The 17,513-nt window shown below is 71.0% G+C and carries 17 protein-coding genes; 13 read left to right on the forward strand and 4 right to left on the reverse strand.

Going from position 1 to position 17,513, the window contains the following annotated elements; genetic code table 11:
• Positions 1–54: 54 nt before the first annotated feature.
• Entirely contained in the window at positions 55–1,077 is a 1,023-nt protein-coding gene (locus tag BLV24_RS10405) for a 2-hydroxyacid dehydrogenase (protein WP_092681394.1), read from the reverse strand.
• 191 nt (positions 1,078–1,268) lie between these two features.
• Between BLV24_RS10405 and BLV24_RS10410 the strand changes: the two genes are divergently transcribed.
• From BLV24_RS10410 to BLV24_RS10435, 6 genes are all read left to right on the forward strand, one after another.
• Positions 1,269–1,961, forward strand: coding sequence for an SH3 domain-containing protein (locus BLV24_RS10410; protein ID WP_092681396.1), 693 nt, complete (start codon positions 1,269–1,271; stop codon positions 1,959–1,961).
• A 64-nt stretch (positions 1,962–2,025) separates the two neighbouring features.
• Entirely contained in the window at positions 2,026–2,757 is a 732-nt protein-coding gene (locus BLV24_RS10415) for a YoaK family protein (protein ID WP_092681398.1), read from the forward strand.
• Between the two features lie 93 nt (positions 2,758–2,850).
• The gene (locus tag BLV24_RS10420) at positions 2,851–3,210 is read left to right on the forward strand and encodes an MmcQ/YjbR family DNA-binding protein (protein WP_092681401.1); all 360 of its coding nucleotides are present in this window, start codon (positions 2,851–2,853) and stop codon (positions 3,208–3,210) included.
• Positions 3,210–3,905, forward strand: coding sequence for an ABC transporter ATP-binding protein (locus BLV24_RS10425; RefSeq protein WP_218133391.1), 696 nt, complete (start codon positions 3,210–3,212; stop codon positions 3,903–3,905). Before BLV24_RS10420 ends, BLV24_RS10425 begins: the two co-directional genes overlap by 1 nt.
• A gap of 137 nt (positions 3,906–4,042) precedes the next feature.
• Positions 4,043–4,603, forward strand: a complete 561-nt coding sequence (locus tag BLV24_RS10430) for an NnrU family protein (RefSeq protein ID WP_092681403.1) — start codon at positions 4,043–4,045, stop codon at positions 4,601–4,603.
• Positions 4,604–4,610: 7 nt separating this feature from the next.
• Positions 4,611–5,171 carry a YdcF family protein gene (locus tag BLV24_RS10435; RefSeq protein WP_092681405.1) on the forward strand — a complete coding sequence of 187 codons (561 nt, stop codon included), beginning with the start codon at positions 4,611–4,613 and terminating at the stop codon, positions 5,169–5,171.
• A gap of 138 nt (positions 5,172–5,309) precedes the next feature.
• Here the strand turns inward: BLV24_RS10435 and BLV24_RS10440 are convergent, their stop codons facing one another.
• Positions 5,310–6,266: a cyclase family protein gene (locus BLV24_RS10440; protein ID WP_092681408.1), complete on the reverse strand. Its 957-nt coding sequence runs from the start codon at positions 6,264–6,266 to the stop codon at positions 5,310–5,312.
• Positions 6,267–6,545: 279 nt separating this feature from the next.
• On the opposite strand from BLV24_RS10440, the gene BLV24_RS10445 reads away from it, so the two are divergent.
• From BLV24_RS10445 to BLV24_RS10475, 7 genes are all read left to right on the forward strand, one after another.
• Positions 6,546–7,598 carry a lipid A deacylase LpxR family protein gene (locus BLV24_RS10445; RefSeq protein WP_092681410.1) on the forward strand — a complete coding sequence of 351 codons (1,053 nt, stop codon included), beginning with the start codon at positions 6,546–6,548 and terminating at the stop codon, positions 7,596–7,598.
• Between the two features lie 93 nt (positions 7,599–7,691).
• Positions 7,692–8,732 (forward strand): MaoC family dehydratase, encoded by a 1,041-nt coding sequence (locus BLV24_RS10450; protein ID WP_092681412.1) that lies wholly within the window; start codon positions 7,692–7,694, stop codon positions 8,730–8,732.
• Between the two features lie 337 nt (positions 8,733–9,069).
• The gene (gene sdhC / locus BLV24_RS10455) at positions 9,070–9,450 is read left to right on the forward strand and encodes a succinate dehydrogenase, cytochrome b556 subunit (RefSeq protein WP_092681415.1); all 381 of its coding nucleotides are present in this window, start codon (positions 9,070–9,072) and stop codon (positions 9,448–9,450) included.
• A gap of 13 nt (positions 9,451–9,463) precedes the next feature.
• Positions 9,464–9,844: a succinate dehydrogenase, hydrophobic membrane anchor protein gene (gene sdhD, locus BLV24_RS10460; protein WP_092681417.1), complete on the forward strand. Its 381-nt coding sequence runs from the start codon at positions 9,464–9,466 to the stop codon at positions 9,842–9,844.
• Positions 9,845–9,904: 60 nt separating this feature from the next.
• Positions 9,905–11,713 carry a succinate dehydrogenase flavoprotein subunit gene (gene sdhA, locus BLV24_RS10465; protein WP_092681419.1) on the forward strand — a complete coding sequence of 603 codons (1,809 nt, stop codon included), beginning with the start codon at positions 9,905–9,907 and terminating at the stop codon, positions 11,711–11,713.
• Between the two features lie 24 nt (positions 11,714–11,737).
• Positions 11,738–12,517, forward strand: coding sequence for a succinate dehydrogenase iron-sulfur subunit (locus BLV24_RS10470; RefSeq protein ID WP_092681421.1), 780 nt, complete (start codon positions 11,738–11,740; stop codon positions 12,515–12,517).
• A 248-nt stretch (positions 12,518–12,765) separates the two neighbouring features.
• Entirely contained in the window at positions 12,766–15,162 is a 2,397-nt protein-coding gene (locus BLV24_RS10475) for a calcium-binding protein (RefSeq protein WP_092681423.1), read from the forward strand.
• Between the two features lie 47 nt (positions 15,163–15,209).
• On the opposite strand, the gene BLV24_RS10480 is transcribed toward BLV24_RS10475, so the two are convergent.
• Both BLV24_RS10480 and BLV24_RS10485 read right to left on the reverse strand, forming a co-directional pair.
• The gene (locus BLV24_RS10480; RefSeq protein WP_092681425.1) at positions 15,210–15,953 is read right to left on the reverse strand and encodes a hypothetical protein; all 744 of its coding nucleotides are present in this window, start codon (positions 15,951–15,953) and stop codon (positions 15,210–15,212) included.
• A 177-nt stretch (positions 15,954–16,130) separates the two neighbouring features.
• Positions 16,131–17,507 (reverse strand): DUF2254 family protein, encoded by a 1,377-nt coding sequence (locus BLV24_RS10485; protein ID WP_176954705.1) that lies wholly within the window; start codon positions 17,505–17,507, stop codon positions 16,131–16,133.
• Between the last annotated feature and the right edge of the window lie 6 nt (positions 17,508–17,513).

A 17,513-nucleotide genomic window follows, 5' to 3' on the forward strand; every position in this document is an offset into this window, starting at 1 on the left:
TTGGAAGGAGAGGAACCGGCCCCGCCCCCGAAAAGGCGAGCGGAGCCCCGGCGGTCAGAGCATCGAGGGCACGACCAGATCCGGCGGCCGGTGACCATCGGCGAAGGTCTTGATGTTGATGATCACCTTCTCGCCCATCTCCAGCCGCCCCTCCTGGGTGGCCGAGCCCATATGCGGCAGCAGCAGCACGTTGGGCAGGCCCTTCAGGTCGGGGTTCACGGTCGGCTCCCGCTCGAACACGTCGAGCCCGGCGCCGGCGAGCTCGCCCGCCTTCAGCATCCGGCCCAGCGCGTTCTCGTCGATCACCTCGCCGCGGGACGTGTTCACGATATAGGCCGAGGGCTTCATCAGCTTCAGCCGGCGGGCGTTGAGCAGGTGATAGGTGCCCGGCGTGTGCGGGCAGTTGACCGAGACGATGTCCATGCGGGCCAGCATCTGGTCGAGGCTCTCCCACCATGTCGCGTCCAGCCCGGTCTCGATGTCCGAATGCAGGCGGCGGCGGTTGTGGTAGTGGATCGACATGCCGAAGGCGCGGGCGCGTCGGGCCACGGCCTGGCCGATGCGGCCCATGCCGAGAATGCCCAGCCGCTTGCCGGTGATGCGGCGGCCGTTGAGGAAGGTCGGGGACCAGCCTTTCCAGCCGGCCTCGTCCTCGGCCTCGATGATCTTCGCGCCTTCCTGCAAACGGCGGGGGACCGCCAGCATCAGGGCCATGGTCATGTCGGCGGTGTCTTCGGTCAGCACGCCGGGCGTGTTGGACACGTGAATGCCGCGGCGGCGCGCGGTCTCGACGTCGATATGGTCGACGCCGGCGCCGTAATTGGCGATCAGCTTCAGGTCCGGCCCGGCCTGGCCGATCAGGCCCGCGTCGATGCGGTCGCCCAGGGCGGGGACCAGCACGTCGGCGCGGTTGACGGCGGCGGCGAGCGCCTCGCGGCTCATCGGCGCGTCCGAGAGGTTCAGATCGACCTCGAACAGCTCGCGCATCCGGGCCTCCACGGCCTCGGGCAGCTTGCGGGTCACCACGACGCGCGGACGGCCGCCGGGGAAAGGAAGGGGACGGGACTCGACGGGCATGGTCTCGGGCTTCTCCTGGCCGTGCGGATGCGATAGCCTTAACCAAATCCCGGCGCGGGGTCCACGGGGAGAGCGGCCCCTAAGGAACGTCGCGGACGCCTCGGCGATCGGCGGCGGCCGGGCTCGGATTTGGGCCGGGGACGACGACCGGGCGCGGCCCGGATACGGCGAAGAGGCGGAGCAGGCTTCGGATGACGGGCGAACGGACGGGTGATCGGCAGGCCCGGGCGCGTCGGCGGACATGGCGGCGCGGCCCGTTCCGGCGTCTCGGGCGCCCCCTGCGGCTGGGGATCTCCCTAACGCTCATTTTCGGAATCGCGCTCACGCTCGCGCTCGGCCCCGCGACATCGGCGCGGGCGCAGGCGGCCTCCGCCTCCACCGCGCAGGCGGCGCCCGACGCGCCGAGCGGCGCCGCGACCGATCCCGGCCCCGCATCGGCGGCCGAGCCCGCGCCGACCACCGGCCCCGTCACCGGCCTGCCCATGCCCCGCTATGTCAGCCTGAAGGCCACCAAGGCCAATGTGCGCCGCGGCCCCGGCATGACCCATCGGGTCGACTGGGTCTTCATGCGCCGCGGGATGCCGCTCGAGGTGATCGCCGAATACGGCCACTGGCGCCGGGTCCGCGACCAGGAGGGCGGCTTCGGCTGGGTGCATTACTCCATGCTCTCGGGCGTGCGCACCGCGCTGGTCACCCCGGTGGAAGCGGACCTGCGCGAGGACGCCTCGACCGCCTCGCCGGTGGTGGCGCGCGCGGCGCCGGGCGTGGTGCTGAAGGTCGAAGCCTGCGGGCGCGACTGGTGCGAGGTCTACAAGGACGGGGTCGAGGGCTGGCTGCCCAAGACCGCGCTGTGGGGCGTCGCCGGGGACGAGATCTTCGACTGAGCCCCCCGCCCCGCCGGCCGGCGCGGGCGGTTTCCGGAACGATGGCGGAACGGGACGCGGAGCCATGATCGCGCGGCTGAGGCGTATTGCGGGACGGAAACGGGACGCGGGCTCGGACGCGCGGCTGGCGGTGCTGCTGGTCTTCGTGGCCGGCGCCGCCAATGCCGGGGGCTTCATGGCCATCGGGCACTACACCTCGCACATGACCGGGATCGTGTCGGGCATGGCCGACGACCTGGCGCTGGGGCGCCATGCGCTGGTCGCCGCCGGGGCGGGCGCGCTGTGCGCCTTCGTGGGCGGCGCCGCGGTCAGCGCGCTTATGGTCAACTGGGCGCGGCGGCGGGGGCTGGAGAGCCTCTTCGCCCTGCCGCTGGCGCTGGAAGCCGCCTTGCTGGCGGGGTTCGGGCTGCTCGGGGCGGGAAGCGGGACGGGCGAGGCGGTGCTGTTCGTGACCCTTCTGCTGTGCTTCGTCATGGGGCTTCAGAACGCGGTCATCACCAAACTGTCGGGGGCGCGCATCCGAACCACCCATATCACCGGGCTGGTCACCGATCTGGGGATCGAGATCGGCCGGGCGCTGTATCCCTCGCGCGGGGATGGCCCGCCGGTGCGCGCGGATCGGGAGAAGCTGGGGATGCTGGCCGGGCTGACGGGAACCTTCCTCGGGGCCGGCGCGCTGGGGGCGGTGGGCTTCGGGCGCTTCGGGCCGCCCGCGGCCCTGCCGCTGGCGGCCCTGCTGGCGGCGATCGCCGCCGGGCCGATCGCCGCCGATATCGCCGCCGCACGAAGCCGCTGACCGAGCCGCCTCCGCGCCCCGTCCCCCGTCCCCCGGTCGTCTCCCGCCCGTCCCGCCTTGCGTCGCCGCCCGGGCCGCGCGATCCTGCCCGCCATGACCCGCGAGACCGTCAACCGCCTTTGCGCCGCCCTGCCCGGGGCCGAGCGCTCCGACCCCTGGGGCGGAGGCCATGACGCGTGGAAGGTCGGCGGCAAGATGTTCGCCTGCATCGGCGCCATGGACCGGGGCGTCGCCGTCAAATGTCCCGACATCGAGACCGCCGAACTGCTGATCGAAGCCGGCGAGGCCGAGCGCGCGCCCTATTTCCACCGCTCGTGGGTGTTGGTCCCCTGGGCGCAGGCGGCGGACGAGGCGGCGCTGGCGCATCGGATCCGCCGCTCCTACGCGCTGATCCGGGGCAAGCTGACGAAGAAGGCCCGCACCGCGCTCGGCCCGTTCGAGGAGACCGAATGATGTCCGAGCCGGCCATGCTGGAAGTCGAGGGGATCGAGACCTTCTACGGCGCCTCGCAGGCCCTGCACGGGGTCGACCTTCAGGTCCGCGCCGGCGAGGCGGTGGCGCTGATGGGGCGCAACGGCATGGGGAAATCCACCACCATCCGCTCGATCTGCCGGCTGACGCCGCATCGGCGCGGGCGCATCCGCTTCGGGGGGCGGGACCTCGCCGGGCTGCCGGCCTACCGGGCGGCGCGGCTGGGGCTGGGGCTCGCGCCCGAGGGGCGGCGCTGCTTTCCCAACCTGACGGTGGCCGAGAACCTGGTCGCCACCGCCCGCCCCGGCCCCTGGGACCGGCCCCGTGTCGAGGCGCTGTTCCCCCGGCTGGCCGAGCGCGCCGGGCAGTCGGCGCGCACGCTTTCGGGGGGCGAGCAGCAGATGCTGGCCATCGGCCGGGCGCTGATGACCAACCCGCGGCTGCTGATCCTGGACGAGGCCACCGAGGGCCTCGCCCCCGTCATCCGCCACGAGATCTGGGCCGCCATCGGCGCGCTGAAGGCCGAGGGCCAGTCCCTGCTGGTGGTGGACAAGTCGCTGGCCGAACTGCTGCCGGTGATGGACCGCTGCGTGATCCTGGAGAAGGGCCGCTCCGCCTGGACCGGCGCGCCCGGCGACCTGACGCCGGAAATCCGGGACCGGCTGCTCGGCGTCTGAGCGCGCGCCGGGCGCCGACGCCCCCGCCCGCCTCCCGCGAATTGGTTAATGTGTCGATCCGTCCATGGCGCGCGGGCGTGCGGCCGCTATGCTCCGGCCCGCAAGCCAACCCCTCCGGCCCGCGTGGGAGCAAGCCAATGACCCTTCTGATTCTCGGCGTCGTCCTCTGGTGGGCCACGCATTCCATTCCCCTGGTCGCCCCGCGGTTCCGCGCCGCGATGGTCGCGCGCCACGGGGAGAAGACCTGGCGGGGCGGGTTCGCCCTTTTGACCCTCGCCATCGTGGCGATGCTGGTGATCGGCTACCAGCAGGCGGAATATGAGGAGCTGTGGTTCCTGCCCTGGGCCGTGCATCTCAACAACCTCATGATGCTGATCGCGGTCGGGCTGTTCGGCGCCTCGCATTCCAAGGGCAACGCCAAGCGCCATGTGCGGCACCCGCAGCTTCTGGCGGTGATCGTGTGGGCCGTGGCGCATCTGCTGGTGAACGGGGACGTCGCCTCGTTGATCCTGTTCGGCGGGCTGGGGGTATGGTCGGTGGCGGCGATCTTCGCCACCAACGCCCGCGACGGGGCCTGGGTGAAGCCGGCGCCGGCGCCGCGCAAGAAGGACTTCATACTGGTGGGGATCACCGTCGTGGCCTTCGCGGTCATCACGGTCATCCACGGGCTGATCGGGCCGTCGCCCTTCCCGGTCTGAGGCCTGAGTGACCCGCGCCGCGCCCGAACGGCGCGAACTGCCCGAGCTGATCGTGGTTCTGGGCGCGGCGCTGCGCCCGGACGGCCGGCCCGGTCCGGCGCTGGCGCGGCGGTCGGACCGGGGCGAGGCGCTGTGGCGCGCGGCCCGGGCCGAGGGGCGGCGGGCGAAGATCCTCGTCACCGGCGGCGCCCCCGGCGCGCGCGGCGCGGACGCGCCCGGCGAGGCGATGGCGATGCGCGGCCGCCTGCTGGCCGCCGGCCTCCCCGAAACCGCCCTGATCGTCGAACCCCGCGCCCGCGACACCGAGGAGAACGCGCGCTTTTCCCGCCCCCTGATCCGGGCGGAGGGGGCGGAGCGCGTGACGCTGGTCACCGACCCCTGGCACATGGCCCGCGCCCGGATGTGCTTCGCCCTGCACGGGATCGCCACGCGGCCGGCGCCGACCTCGCCCGCGCCGAGCCCTCTGCGCCGAAGGCTGGCGCGGAGCGTGCGGGAGGCGCTGGCGGCGCCGCGCTCCGCCGCCCTGGCCATGGCCGGGCGCGCACGGCGAGGGCGGCGAGGGCGGTGAGCGGCGCGGCGGGTTGAAACCCGCCCTACGGCGCGGCGCCTCGCGCCCGCGCCCCCGTCCAACGCGAAACGGGCGGCCGAAGCCGCCCGTCCCCCCATGCCCGGTCGCCGCGCAGCCGGAACCGCGCGGCGGGCGCGCTTACCAGAGCGCGACCGGGTTGATCACCATCTGCACCGAGCCCTTCACCCGGGCCTGGCCCAGCACGAACATGAACTCGGTCACGCCGGCCTCGACCAGCGGGCCGGTATTCATGGTCTCGAGGATGTAGATGCCGTTGTCGCGCAGCAGAACCACGTGGGAATAGAACACCTTGGCGCCGGCCGGCGGCGGCACCACGTCGACGCCCCAGGTGTCGGCGCCCACCGCCATCACGTCGGCCTCGGCCAGCATCTCGGCCACGTCGGGCATGATGCCGGGCTCGCCCGCGCCCCATTCGGACGGCGCGCTCTCCAGCTTGGCGTCGGTCCAGCCGGTGTGGAACAGGACCACGTCGCCCTTCTTCACCTCGATCGACTGCGCTTCCATCGCCGCCTTCACGTCCTCGGCGTTGATGACGTGACCGGCTTCGAGGAATTCCTTCCCGAAGTGCTTGGCCATGTCGATGACCACGCCCCGGCCCACAAGCGGCGGCACGTTGTGCACGCCGAGCCTGGTCAGCCCGCCGATCTGCGAGATCTCCTTGGCGTCGTTGCAGTTGTAATAGCGCCCGTCATCGCCGAGATGCCCCAGCCCGTCGATCTGGGAGCCGATGCCGAACCACATCTGGATGATGTCGTCATTGTAGACGCCGCCGCCGCCGTAGCCCAGCGGATCGGTCCCGCCGGTCTGGCCGGGCTGCACCACCTGCATGGACAGCGAGCGCGGCGCGAAGGCCGGCGTGTCGCGGCTGATGGTGATGCCCAGCGGCGCGCTCATGCCCTTCTTGACCAGCTTGGAGGCCATCAGCACCTGCTCGGGCGTCACAAGGTTGGCGGAGCCGATCTCGTCGTCGGCGCCCCATTTGGAAGGGGCGCAGTCCTGGGCGACGGCGGAGCCTGCGAAGGCCAGCGCAGCGATCGCGGCGAACGCAATCCGGGCGTGGGTTTTCAGCGACATCGAGTTTTTCCTCCCTGCGACGGGCTGCTCTTGCAACGGCGCCCGATCTGCTTCGGAGCCGGCAGCTTACGTCACGTTCCCCTGTTATCAAGGAAGAATTGGCGTTGGCCGCCGTTGCCCGGAAGCGGCGGCGGCCTATGCTTGCGCGGGGCGAACCGGGGTCCACGCCCCCGCGGCCGGCCGGGAACGCGACCGTCCCGCCTCTTTCAGCCAGGAGCTCAGAACGTGTCTTCCAGACGCAGCGACGCCCACAGACCGTTCGCGGCCGGGGGCGCCTCCATGCGCGTCGCCGCCATCGTCGTCGGCCTCGGCGCCTTCGGGCCGGCCCAGGCCCAGGACGCCGTCCGCTCCCCCGTCGCCGGCGCCCCGACGCAGGAGCCCGCCGCGCCCGAGGCCGGCCCCGACGCCGACGCCCGCGGCACCTGGTCGGTGACCTTCGAGAACGACATCTTCGGCGACGAGGACCGCGACTACACCAACGGCGTGCGGCTGGACTACGTGACCCCGCGCAACAATCTCAGCGCCGCGGGGCGGCTGGCGAAACGGGGGCTCTACGGCTGGTTCTCCGACGCCTCGGACTGGTACGGGCTCTACACGCTGGGGCAGAACATCTACACGCCCTCCGACATCTCGCTGAAGACCCCGCCGAAGACCGACCGGCCCTATGCGGGATTCCTTTATGTCGGGGCCGGAGTGGCGGCGGATCGGGGCGACCGGCTGGACACGCTGTCGGTGGAGATCGGGATCGTCGGCCCGTCCTCGCTGGCCGAGGAATCCCAGACCATCGTCCACGAGCTCATCGGCGCGCAGGAGCCGCGGGGCTGGCACAACCAGCTCGACGACGAGCTCGGCCTGCGGCTGCTCTATGAGCGGAAGTGGAAGTTCTCGGCCGACGTGCCGGTTCCGGCGCTGGACCTGTCGGTGGACTGGGCGCCCAACGTGACGGTGGCGCTGGGCAACGTCGACACCTCGCTGGCGATCGGCGGGGTGGCGCGGCTGGGGCAGGACCTGGCGGACGATTACGGCCCGCCGCGGGTGCGGCCCGCGGTGGCCTCGCCGGGCTTCTTCCGCAACGAGGACGACTTCTCCTGGTATGTCTTCGCGGGGGCGGAGGGCCGGCTGGTCGGGCGCAACATCTTCATCGAGGGCAACACCTTCGGCGGCGTCGACGGGGTCGAGCCCAACCGCTTCGTCGCCGACATCCAGGCCGGGATCGCGGTGCAGCTGGGGCGGGTGGAGCTGAGCTACACCCAGGTTCTGCGCACCGAGGAATATGCGGGGCAGGACGGCATGTCCCTGTTCGGCTCGGTCAACCTGCGCACCCGCTTCTGAACGCCCCGCGGCGCGGCGCGGCGTCCGGTTGCGTCGCGCGGGGCCGGGCCTAATCTGCCGGGCAAATCAAAGCACAGGTTCAGGGAGCCCCGCATGACCGCCTCAAAGACCAATCCCGGCTACTTCTTCGAGGACTTCAAGGTCGGCCAGACCCTGCGTCACGCCACGCCGCGCACCCTGACCGAGGGCGACCGCGCGCTCTACACCGCGCTTTACCCGACCCGGTTCGCCCTGCCCTCCTCGGACGAATTCGCCCGCGCCTCGGGTCTGCCGCGCAGCCCGCTGGAGGACCTGATCGGCTTCCACGTGGCCTTCGGCAAGACCGTGCCCGACATCTCGCTGAACGCGGTGGCGAATCTCGGTTACGCCGAGTGCCGGTTTCTCAAGCCGCTCTATCCCGGCGACACGCTGACCACGCAGACCGAGATCATCGGGCTCAAGCAGAACTCCAACGGCAAGTCCGGGGTGGTCTGGGTGCGCTCGGCGGCGACCACCGCCGACGGGGCCAAGGCGCTGGAATGGGTGCGCTGGGTGATGGTGCGCAAGAACGACGTCGACGCCCCCGCGCCGGAGCCGGTGGTCCCCGAGCTGGCCAAGGCCGTGAAGGCGGAGGACCTGGCGATCCCGGAGGGGCTGGATTTCACCGGCTACGACTTCGACCTCGCCGGGGAGACGCACCGCTGGGGCGACTACGAGATCGGCGAGCGCATCGACCACGTCGACGGCTCGACCATCGAGGAGGCGGAGCACATGCTCGCCACCCGGCTCTGGCAGAACACCGCCAAGGTGCATTTCAACGCCCAGTTCCGCGAGGACGGGCGCCGGCTGATCTATGGCGGCCACGTCATCAGCCTGGCGCGGGCGCTGAGCTACAACGGCCTGGCCAACGCCCAGACCATCGTCGCGATCAACGGCGGGGCCCATGCCAATCCGTGCTTCGCGGGCGACACCGTCTATGCGTGGTCCGAGGTGCTGGACAAGGCCGAGACCCCGGCCCCCGGCGTCGGCGCGCTGCGGCTGCGGCTGGTGGCGGTGAAGAACGACGCGACGCCGGCGCCCCTGCGCGGCGAGGACGGCAAATACGCCGCCAACGTGCTGCTGGATCTCGATGTCTGGGCGCTGATCCCCACCTGAGGCCCGGCGCGGGTCCGGCGCTTCGACGATTCCCACGCCCGGCGCCCCCCGCGCCGGGCGTGGCCGCATCCGGAGCGGGAGGCGGGCGAAACGCTTCCGGCGCCGGAGCGGACGGAGCCGTTCGATTCCGCATCGTGATCACAACCCGCGGGCCGTGATCACAAACCGGGGCGAAATCCCCCCGTCGCCGCGACGCGCCGACGCCTGCGGGCGCTTTTTCCGCACAGCGCGACGTCGCAACGCTTTTCGACCGCGGATCGACGCGCTATGAAAACCGCCAGCCAGGCTTGCGCGCACCCGATCGCGCGACCGCGCCGGAACAATGAGAGGGGTCGCAATGGCCGACGTGAACCGGGGCAATCGCCCCCTGTCTCCCCATCTCAGCATCTATCGCCCCCAATGGACGTCCATCATGTCGATCGCGCACCGGATCACCGGCTGCGCGCTTTCGCTTGGCGCGATCCTGGTGGTGTGGTGGCTGCTGGCGGCGGCCTCGGGCCCCGATTACTTCGCCACCGCCGACGGGTTCCTGACCTCCTGGATCGGCAATCTGATCATGTTCGGATCGCTGTTCGCGCTGTGCTTCCATGCCTGCAACGGCGTGCGGCACCTGATCTGGGACCTAGGGCTGATGCTCGACCCCGACCAGGCGGAAGTGGCCGGCAAGATGACCCTGGTCATCGCCGCACTGCTGACCGTGCTGATCTGGATCCTCTGAGGGAGACGCGGACATGAGCTTCAAGACCGACAAGGGCCGCGTCATCGGACTGGGGTCCGCCAAGCACGGCACCGGACATTTCTGGGTGCAGCGCATCACCGCCGTGGCGCTGGTGCCGCTGTTCCTGCTGGCGATCCTGCCGCTGGACTGGTCGCTGGGCGCCTCCCACGCCGACGTGATGGCCACCTATTCCAACCCGTTCAACGCGGTCATCCTGATCCTGTTCATCGCCGTCGCCTTCCGCCACCTGCAGCTCGGCCTTCAGGTGGTGATCGAGGACTACGTCCACGACAAGGCCGTGCGCACCGCCGCGCTGATCGCGAACATCGCGTTCTGCACCCTGTTCGGCCTGACCGGCGTTTTCGCCGTCGCCAAGATCGCCTTCGCGGGCTGAGCGCGCTCCCGCGCCGCCCGCCACGCGCGATCGCCGTCGCGCCAAAGCATGAGGACCGCCATGGCCGCCTATGAATATGTGGATCACACCTACGACGTCGTCGTGGTCGGGGCCGGCGGCTCCGGCCTCCGGGCGACGCTGGGCATGGCAGAGCAGGGGCTCAAGACCGCCTGCGTGACCAAGGTGTTCCCCACCCGCTCCCACACCGTCGCAGCCCAGGGCGGCATCGCCGCGTCGCTGTCCAACATGGGCCCCGACAACTGGCAGTGGCACATGTACGACACGGTGAAGGGCTCCGACTGGCTCGGCGACACCGACGCCATGGAATACCTGGCCCGCGAGGCCCCCAAGGCGGTCTACGAGCTGGAGCATTACGGCGTGCCGTTCAGCCGGACCGAAGAGGGCAAGATCTACCAGCGCCCCTTCGGCGGCCACACCACCGAGTTCGGCGAGGGCCCGCCCGTGCAGCGCACCTGCGCCGCGGCCGACCGCACCGGCCACGCCATCCTGCACACGCTCTACGGCCAGTCGCTCAAGCACAACGCCGAGTTCTACATCGAGTATTTCGCCACCGACCTCATCATGTCGGATGACGGCCAGTGCACCGGCGTCATCGCCTGGAAGCTCGATGACGGCACCATGCACCGCTTCAACGCCAAGATGGTGGTGCTGGCGACCGGCGGCTACGGCCGCGCCTACTTCTCGGCCACCTCGGCCCATACCTGCACCGGCGACGGCGCCGGCATGGCGGCCCGCGCCGGCCTGCCCCTGCAGGACATGGAGTTCGTGCAGTTCCACCCGACCGGCATCTACGGCTCGGGCTGCCTGATCACCGAGGGCGCCCGCGGCGAGGGCGGCTACCTGACCAATTCCGAGGGCGAGCGCTTCATGGAGCGCTACGCCCCCACCTACAAGGACCTCGCCTCGCGCGATGTCGTCTCCCGCTGCATGACGCTGGAGATCCGCGAGGGCCGCGGCGTGGGGCCGGAGGGGGATCACATCCACCTTCACCTCAACCACCTGCCGCCCGAGACGCTGGCCCTGCGCCTGCCCGGCATTTCGGAATCCGCCCGCATCTTCGCCGGCGTGGACCTGACCAAGGACCCGATCCCGGTGCTGCCGACCGTGCACTACAACATGGGCGGCATCCCCACGAACTACTTCGGCGAAGTGCTGCGCGCCGACGCCGAGGGCAAGGATGAGATCGTCCCCGGCCTGATGGCGGTGGGCGAAGCCGGCTGCGCCTCGGTCCACGGCGCCAACCGGCTGGGCTCCAACTCGCTGATCGACCTCGTGGTCTTCGGCCGCGCCGCGGCGATCAAGGCGGGGACCATCGTCGACCCCAAGGCCCCGAACCCGCCGATGAACGAGGCTTCGGTCGAAAAGTCGATGGCGCGCTTCGACAAGCTGCGCAACGCCAACGGCGCCAAGCCGACCGCCGAGCTGCGGCTCGACATGCAGCGCGCCATGCAGTCCGACGCCGCGGTGTTCCGCACCGAGGAGACCCTCAAGGAGGGCTGCGTGAAGATGGCGGCGATCCGCAAGGAATTCGCCGACGTGAAGGTCTCGGACCGCAGCCTGGTGTGGAACTCCGACCTGATGGAGACGCTGGAGCTCGACAACCTGATGCCCAACGCGCTCGCCACCGTGGTCGGCGCCGAGGCCCGTCACGAGAGCCGCGGCGCCCATGCCCGCGAGGACTATCCCGACCGGGACGACAAGGAATGGCGCAAGCACACGCTGGCCTGGGTCTCGGACGAGGGCGACGTGAAGCTCGGCTACCGCTCGGTGGTGCTGGACCCGCTGACCAAGCAGGACGCCGGCGGCATCGACATGAAGAAGATCGCGCCCAAGGCGCGCGTGTATTGATCCGGACCCGGGAAGGAGCCAACCATGGTTGAACTCGCGCTGCCCAAGAACTCCCGCGTTACGGTCGGCAAGACCTGGCCCAAGCCGGAGGGCGCCACGAACGTCCGTTCGTTCAAGATCTACCGCTGGAACCCCGATGACGGGGCCAACCCGCGGGTCGACACCTATTTCGTCGACATGGATACCTGCGGGCCGATGATCCTCGACGCGCTGATCAAGATCAAGAACGAGATCGATCCGACCCTGACCTTCCGTCGTTCCTGCCGGGAGGGCATCTGCGGCTCCTGCGCCATGAACATCGACGGGATCAACACGCTGGCCTGCATCTACGGGCTGGACGAGGTCGACGGCGACGTGAAGATCTACCCGCTGCCGCACATGCCGGTGGTCAAGGACCTGATCCCCGACCTGACGCATTTCTACGCGCAGCACGCGGCGGTCATGCCCTGGCTGGAGACCGCGACCACGGCGCCGGAGAAAGAGTGGAAGCAGTCGATCGACGACCGCAAGAAGCTCGACGGGCTCTATGAGTGCGTGATGTGCGCCTGCTGCTCCACCTCCTGCCCGAGCTACTGGTGGAACGGCGACCGCTACCTCGGCCCGGCCGCCTTGCTGCACGCCTATCGCTGGCTGATCGACAGCCGGGACGAGGCGACGCAGGACCGGCTGGACTTCCTCGAGGATCCGTTCCGCCTGTATCGCTGCCACACCATCATGAACTGCGCCAAGACCTGCCCCAAGGGGCTGAACCCGGCGAAGTCGATCGCCGAGATCAAGAAGATGATGGTCGAACGCACCATGTGATCCGCGGGGCCTCGCCCCCCCGGACGATGATCAGCCCCCGGCCGGAAACGGTCGGGGGTTTCGCGTTGCGGGGACGGCAACGGGCGCCCATTCGCGGATGAAACTCCACCGGCGGGCGAAAATCGTTCATCGGAGGACGTTTGTCACTTGTTCGGCGGCACGTGATCTGCATGCTTCGGAGCCAACGCATTCCGTAAGGGAAATACATCCGGCGCGCCACGCCGGGCGACACTGGGGAGCCGCCGGCCATGTCCGTTTCGCAGAGCCTTTCGTCCATCGAGGCCACCCATGGCGCCACGCTCGGCGCCTTCGGGGAGCTCGAGTCGCTGCGGGCGCTGGTCCAGGGGACGGGCGAGGACGACGCCGAACCGCGCAGCTTCGAAGAAGTGCTCACCGACTGGAGCCCCCTGCTGATCCGGGTCGGCGTCTATGGCGGCGCGGAATTGCTGCTCATGGCGCTCGATGCCCATATCGATGACCTGAAGCGGGACTACCGCGCCCAGCTCCGCGAGTTCCACAACAAGGTCGGCGAGGTCGCCGAAACCGCCGAGGACGGGGAGCTGCTGATGCTGGTCGGCGGCGCCCTGCCGGGCATCGGACCGACCATCAGCCGGCTCGGGCTGCGGCAGGCGATGGGACGGATCGAGGTCTCGGGCGAGGACCTGGAGGCCCGCGGCATCTCCATGGACCAGTCGCTGAGCCAGCATATCGAGCGGTTGGAGCGGCTGCATACGATCCTTGAGAACCTGGTCCGGGTGGTCGAGGTGGTCGACGCGGTGCTGACCGTCTACGGGATCCTGCCCGCCGCCATCGAACCGGCGCTGGAATGGATGGGCTTCGCATCGGACCCCGACGTCGACCCGCTCGCGGCGATGAGCGTCAGCGGCGAGATCGGCGTGGCGGATGCGGAGGCCGCGCCCGTCTGGTCGGACACCGATCTTTCCGATAACGCGCGCATGGAGGCCGGCTTCGCCGCCTTCGCCCTGCGCTTCGATGCCGAAACCTCGGATTACACCGGGATCATCGACGCCATGACCCAGGCCGTCGCCCCGGTTCAGGCGGCGATCGAGACCATCATCGACCCGGCGGTCGAGGGGCTGGACGCCGCGCTGGAGTTCATCGAGGACCTGGTCGAACCCATCGACTTCCTCGAAGGGCTGGAGGCGCTGGCCCGGCCCTTCATCTCCGCCGTGTCGACCATGGCGAGCCCGATCAACGCCTTCTTCGACTTCCTGGAGGACCCGCCGCGCGTCTTCGGCATCCGCGTCTTCCCGGCGATCCCGCGCAGCGCCATCGACGCGATCCTCGACTTCCTCGACGCGCTGAACGGGGTGGTGCAGGAGGCGGTGGAATTCTTCCTGGGCGACCTGCTGCGGCCGATCCAGAACGCCGCCAACGCCATTCTCGACAAGCTGATCCCGATCGACGAGTTCCTGGCCCCGGTCAACGCCGCGATCGCCGCCCTGACCTCGCTGGCCGACGTGATGGAGGGGCTGATCCCCGACGTGCCGGACCTGGGCGTGGACGACATTCTCGACCGGCTCGCGGCCGCCACGGCGCCGTCGCTGGAAGCCTTCGCGGTCTCCGACGGCGACCTGCAGCGCAACGTGTTCTTCGGCGCGTCGGAGGGCGAGACGGTCGTGGGCCTGACCCTGGCCGAGACCGAAGCCGCGGCGGGCGAAGACGGCGACCTCGCCGCCGCGTCCGCGGAGACCTCCGAAGAGGGGGTCGAGGACGAGAGCCCCACCGATCCCGATCCCGTTCCCGGCGCGGTGCTGGCCGGCGGCGGCGGCGACGACCATCTGACCGGAACCGCGCTGGCGGACTTCCTGCTGGGCGGGACCGGCGACGACACGCTGATCGGCCTGGCCGGCGACGACGCCATCCTCGGCGGTGCCGGCGATGACGAGATCACCGGCGGGCTCGGCGACGACGCCATCGACGGCGGGCTCGGCGAGGACCGGGCGCTCTTCGCCGGCAGCTCGGCCGACTACACGTTCGAGACCGTCGACGGCGTGCTTTATGTGGACGGCGAGGACGGGCGGGATTCGGTGGTCGGGGTCGAGACGCTGGTCTTCGCCAACGGCGCTTTCAACGCCGGGCTCTTCGCGCCGGACACCGGCGGCGCCGGCGACGACGTGATCGTGCGCGGCGCGGGAGCGGACAGGCTCAAGGGCGGCGCCGGCGAGGATGAGCTGCGCGGCGGCGCCGGGCGCGATACGCTGAAGGGCGGGGCCGACGGCGATTACCTCAATGGCGGCCGCGGACAGGACGTGCTGAAGGGCCAGGCCGGGGACGATTTCCTGTTCGGCGGGCCGGGCCCGGACAATCTGTTCGGCGGCGGCGGAAACGACACGCTCGACGGCGGCCCCGGCCGGGACAAGCTGGTCGGCGGCCTCGGCGACGATCTGCTGATCGGCGGCAAGGGCGCCGACCTGATGGTGTTCCGAGGCAGGCACGGGACCGATACGATCGAGGACTTCGGCCTGGGCGCCGACCAGATGCAGATCCGCGGGCTGCGGGATTTCGCCGACCTGACGATCACCCGCGACGGCGCCGATTCGGTGATCGAATGGCGCGACCTGACGATCATCGTCGCCGATCTCAAGCCGCGCGAGATCGACGAGGATCACTTCCTGCTCTGACCGCCCGGGTGCGGGGCGCGCGGGCGCCCCGGCCCCGGCCCTGCGCCTCAGCCCCCGCGACGGCGGCGGGCCAGGCCCAGCGCCACGAGCCCGCTCAGCAGCATCAGCGCCGCCGGGGGCGCGGGCACCACCGACGGCGGCGCGCCCTCGCTATGTCCGCCCTCGCCGCCCGAGGGCGTGCGGGGCGCTTCGCCGTCCGTTCGCCCCCCCGCTTCGCCTTCGGTCCGACCGCTGCTCGATCCGCCGTCCACGATGCCGACCGTCCTGATTTCGGGGTCATGGGCGCCGCCGTAGCTGAGCGCCGCCAGCCGTCCCCCGATCTCGAACCCGCGGCGGCTGAGATCGCGGGCGGTCCCGATCAGACCGTCGAGCATCTCGCCGAAGGCCAGGCGGTCGTCTCCCACATCGGCGAAGGCGGTTTCCAGCGCGTCGCGGGGCACGAGAAAGCACATTTTCCAGGGCGACAGCTCGGCCGCGGCGCCCGGAGGCAACGGGCCCTCGGCGCCGAACAGGCCGCGGGTGCGGCTGCCGCAGGCGTGAAAGCCCTCATCCGGCGACAGAAGCGCGCTTTCGCGCGGCACGAAGACCTCCTCGTCGCGCCAGAGCAGGGTCCAGCCCCCGGCTTCAGGATCCCAGGTCACCGACTCGCGCGGCACCGGGCCGCAATGCTCGCCGCCGCAACAGGCGTTGGCGTTCGGATCGGTGTCATAGACGGAGTGCCCCGCCGCCGGCGCCGCCGCGCCGACCGCGAGAACGACCGCTCCCCCAAGAAGCAGCAGTGCACGCAGCATGTTGAAAAGCCCCCTTTACCCGGCCGACAGCTCGGCTCCCGGGCACGGGTATGGCGATGAGGGATGATCAAAGACTTTTCAGGGCTGGTTTTAGGATTCTTTTAGTGCTGATTTCGGCTGAAACGCGGCGGCTCCCCTCACGCGGCCGGGGATGGGCGCGAGGGGGCGGGCGCGGCCTCAGTCCATCGCCGGATCGGCCAGCGCATCCATGACCAGCACGCGGTCATCGGGGTCGGCCAGGTCCTCGGCGGCGCGTTTCACCCGGTCCAGCAGGCGGCGGACGGCGGCGCGGTCCTCCTCCAGCCAGGCGATGCGGGCGATATCGGACAGGGCCTGGGCCGCGCGCTCCAGCACCACCGCCTTGTCGCGCCCGGCGTCGAGCACCGGGTGCAGCAGCCGCGGCGCCAGCCAGGCCGCGCCGCAGGACTGCGCCGCCACGATGGCCACGCCGGTCCCGCCGTCATCCGGCGCCCCAGGCGCCCCCCCGTCGCCCCCCCCGTCGCCCCCCCCGTCCGCCCAGCGCAGGCGCGAGGGCGGGCCGAGACGGGCGAGCACGGAGCAGCCCTCGGCGATGCGGTCGATGCAGGCCATGGCGGTGAACGGGTCGTTGATCGAGGGCGACAGGGCGCGCAGCGCCACTTCGGCCAGCGCGTCGCCCTCGAAATCCGCGACGCCGGAGCGGCGGCGGCGCGAGGTCAGGGCGAGCCGGCCGCGCAGCGCGGTCTCGACCTCCGACGGATCGCCATGCTGGCCCAGGACCCGGGCCAGCGGGCGGCCGGGGAGCACGTGGTCGTTCTCCCGCGGCAGCACGATCAGGCGCAGGCCGTGGCTCCCCGCCCAGCCGGCCAGCGCGTCCAGGTCCATGTCGCCCAGGTAGCCGGCCGCGTCGGCGCGGATCACCACGCCCTCGGCCTCGGCCAACGCCTCCAGCGCCGCGGCGGCGTCGGCCTCCGCCACGCCCATGCGCACCTTCCCCGCCCGGCAGGCGGTCACGAAGGCGTCGCCGATGCGGGCCACCGTGGCGTCGGCGCGGATCGCTTCGGACATGCGGGTGGCGAACAGCACCACGGCGACCAGCGCCAGCGAGCCCAGCAGCGCCGCGAAGGCCACCGCCATCAGGGCCACGCGCCCGTCCTCGGAGGTCTGGGTCATCGCCAGCAGCCCCGAGAGCGCCGCGAAGAAGGCCGCGAGGCTGAGCCCGAGCAGCGCCTGGGTGGCGTTGGAGCGCAGCCAGAAGTCGATGATCCGCGGCCCGATCTGCTGCGAGGTCAGGGTCAGCGCCACGAAGCTGAGCGAGAACACGATGGAAACGGTGGTGATCATCCCCCCCGCAACCATGCCCAGCACGTCGCGGGCGCCGTCCGGGTCGAGCCCCTCGGCCAGCGCGCGGATGCGCTCGGCCAGCGCATCGAGCCCGGCCGCGGCCGCCCAGGACGCCGGGTCCGCGCCGAACAGCATCGCCGGCAGCACCAGCGACTGGCTGACGGCGACCATCAGCAGGGGCAGGAACCAGAAGCTCTCAAGGGCCGCGTCGAATGCCCAACGCAACCGCATGCGCAT

The sequence above is a fragment of the Albimonas donghaensis genome (assembly GCF_900106695.1).
In the GTDB taxonomy this organism is placed as follows: domain Bacteria; phylum Pseudomonadota; class Alphaproteobacteria; order Rhodobacterales; family Rhodobacteraceae; genus Albimonas; species Albimonas donghaensis.

What these genes read in the sequence shown, in the direction of transcription:
- BLV24_RS10415 (WP_092681398.1), top strand. Translation starts at nt 2,026, where the DNA reads ATGATCGCGCGGCTGAGGCGTATTGCGGGACGGAAACGGGACGCGGGC.
- BLV24_RS10405 (WP_092681394.1), bottom strand. Translation starts at nt 1,077, where the DNA reads ATGCCCGTCGAGTCCCGTCCCCTTCCTTTCCCCGGCGGCCGTCCGCGC.
- sdhC (WP_092681415.1), top strand. Translation starts at nt 9,070, where the DNA reads ATGGCCGACGTGAACCGGGGCAATCGCCCCCTGTCTCCCCATCTCAGC.
- BLV24_RS10430 (WP_092681403.1), top strand. Translation starts at nt 4,043, where the DNA reads ATGACCCTTCTGATTCTCGGCGTCGTCCTCTGGTGGGCCACGCATTCC.
- BLV24_RS10470 (WP_092681421.1), top strand. Translation starts at nt 11,738, where the DNA reads ATGGTTGAACTCGCGCTGCCCAAGAACTCCCGCGTTACGGTCGGCAAG.
- BLV24_RS10475 (WP_092681423.1), top strand. Translation starts at nt 12,766, where the DNA reads ATGTCCGTTTCGCAGAGCCTTTCGTCCATCGAGGCCACCCATGGCGCC.
- BLV24_RS10420 (WP_092681401.1), top strand. Translation starts at nt 2,851, where the DNA reads ATGACCCGCGAGACCGTCAACCGCCTTTGCGCCGCCCTGCCCGGGGCC.
- sdhA (WP_092681419.1), top strand. Translation starts at nt 9,905, where the DNA reads ATGGCCGCCTATGAATATGTGGATCACACCTACGACGTCGTCGTGGTC.
- BLV24_RS10445 (WP_092681410.1), top strand. Translation starts at nt 6,546, where the DNA reads ATGCGCGTCGCCGCCATCGTCGTCGGCCTCGGCGCCTTCGGGCCGGCC.
- BLV24_RS10440 (WP_092681408.1), bottom strand. Translation starts at nt 6,266, where the DNA reads ATGTCGCTGAAAACCCACGCCCGGATTGCGTTCGCCGCGATCGCTGCG.
- BLV24_RS10485 (WP_176954705.1), bottom strand. Translation starts at nt 17,507, where the DNA reads ATGCGGTTGCGTTGGGCATTCGACGCGGCCCTTGAGAGCTTCTGGTTC.
- sdhD (WP_092681417.1), top strand. Translation starts at nt 9,464, where the DNA reads ATGAGCTTCAAGACCGACAAGGGCCGCGTCATCGGACTGGGGTCCGCC.
- BLV24_RS10410 (WP_092681396.1), top strand. Translation starts at nt 1,269, where the DNA reads ATGACGGGCGAACGGACGGGTGATCGGCAGGCCCGGGCGCGTCGGCGG.
- BLV24_RS10480 (WP_092681425.1), bottom strand. Translation starts at nt 15,953, where the DNA reads ATGCTGCGTGCACTGCTGCTTCTTGGGGGAGCGGTCGTTCTCGCGGTC.
- BLV24_RS10425 (WP_218133391.1), top strand. Translation starts at nt 3,210, where the DNA reads ATGTCCGAGCCGGCCATGCTGGAAGTCGAGGGGATCGAGACCTTCTAC.
- BLV24_RS10450 (WP_092681412.1), top strand. Translation starts at nt 7,692, where the DNA reads ATGACCGCCTCAAAGACCAATCCCGGCTACTTCTTCGAGGACTTCAAG.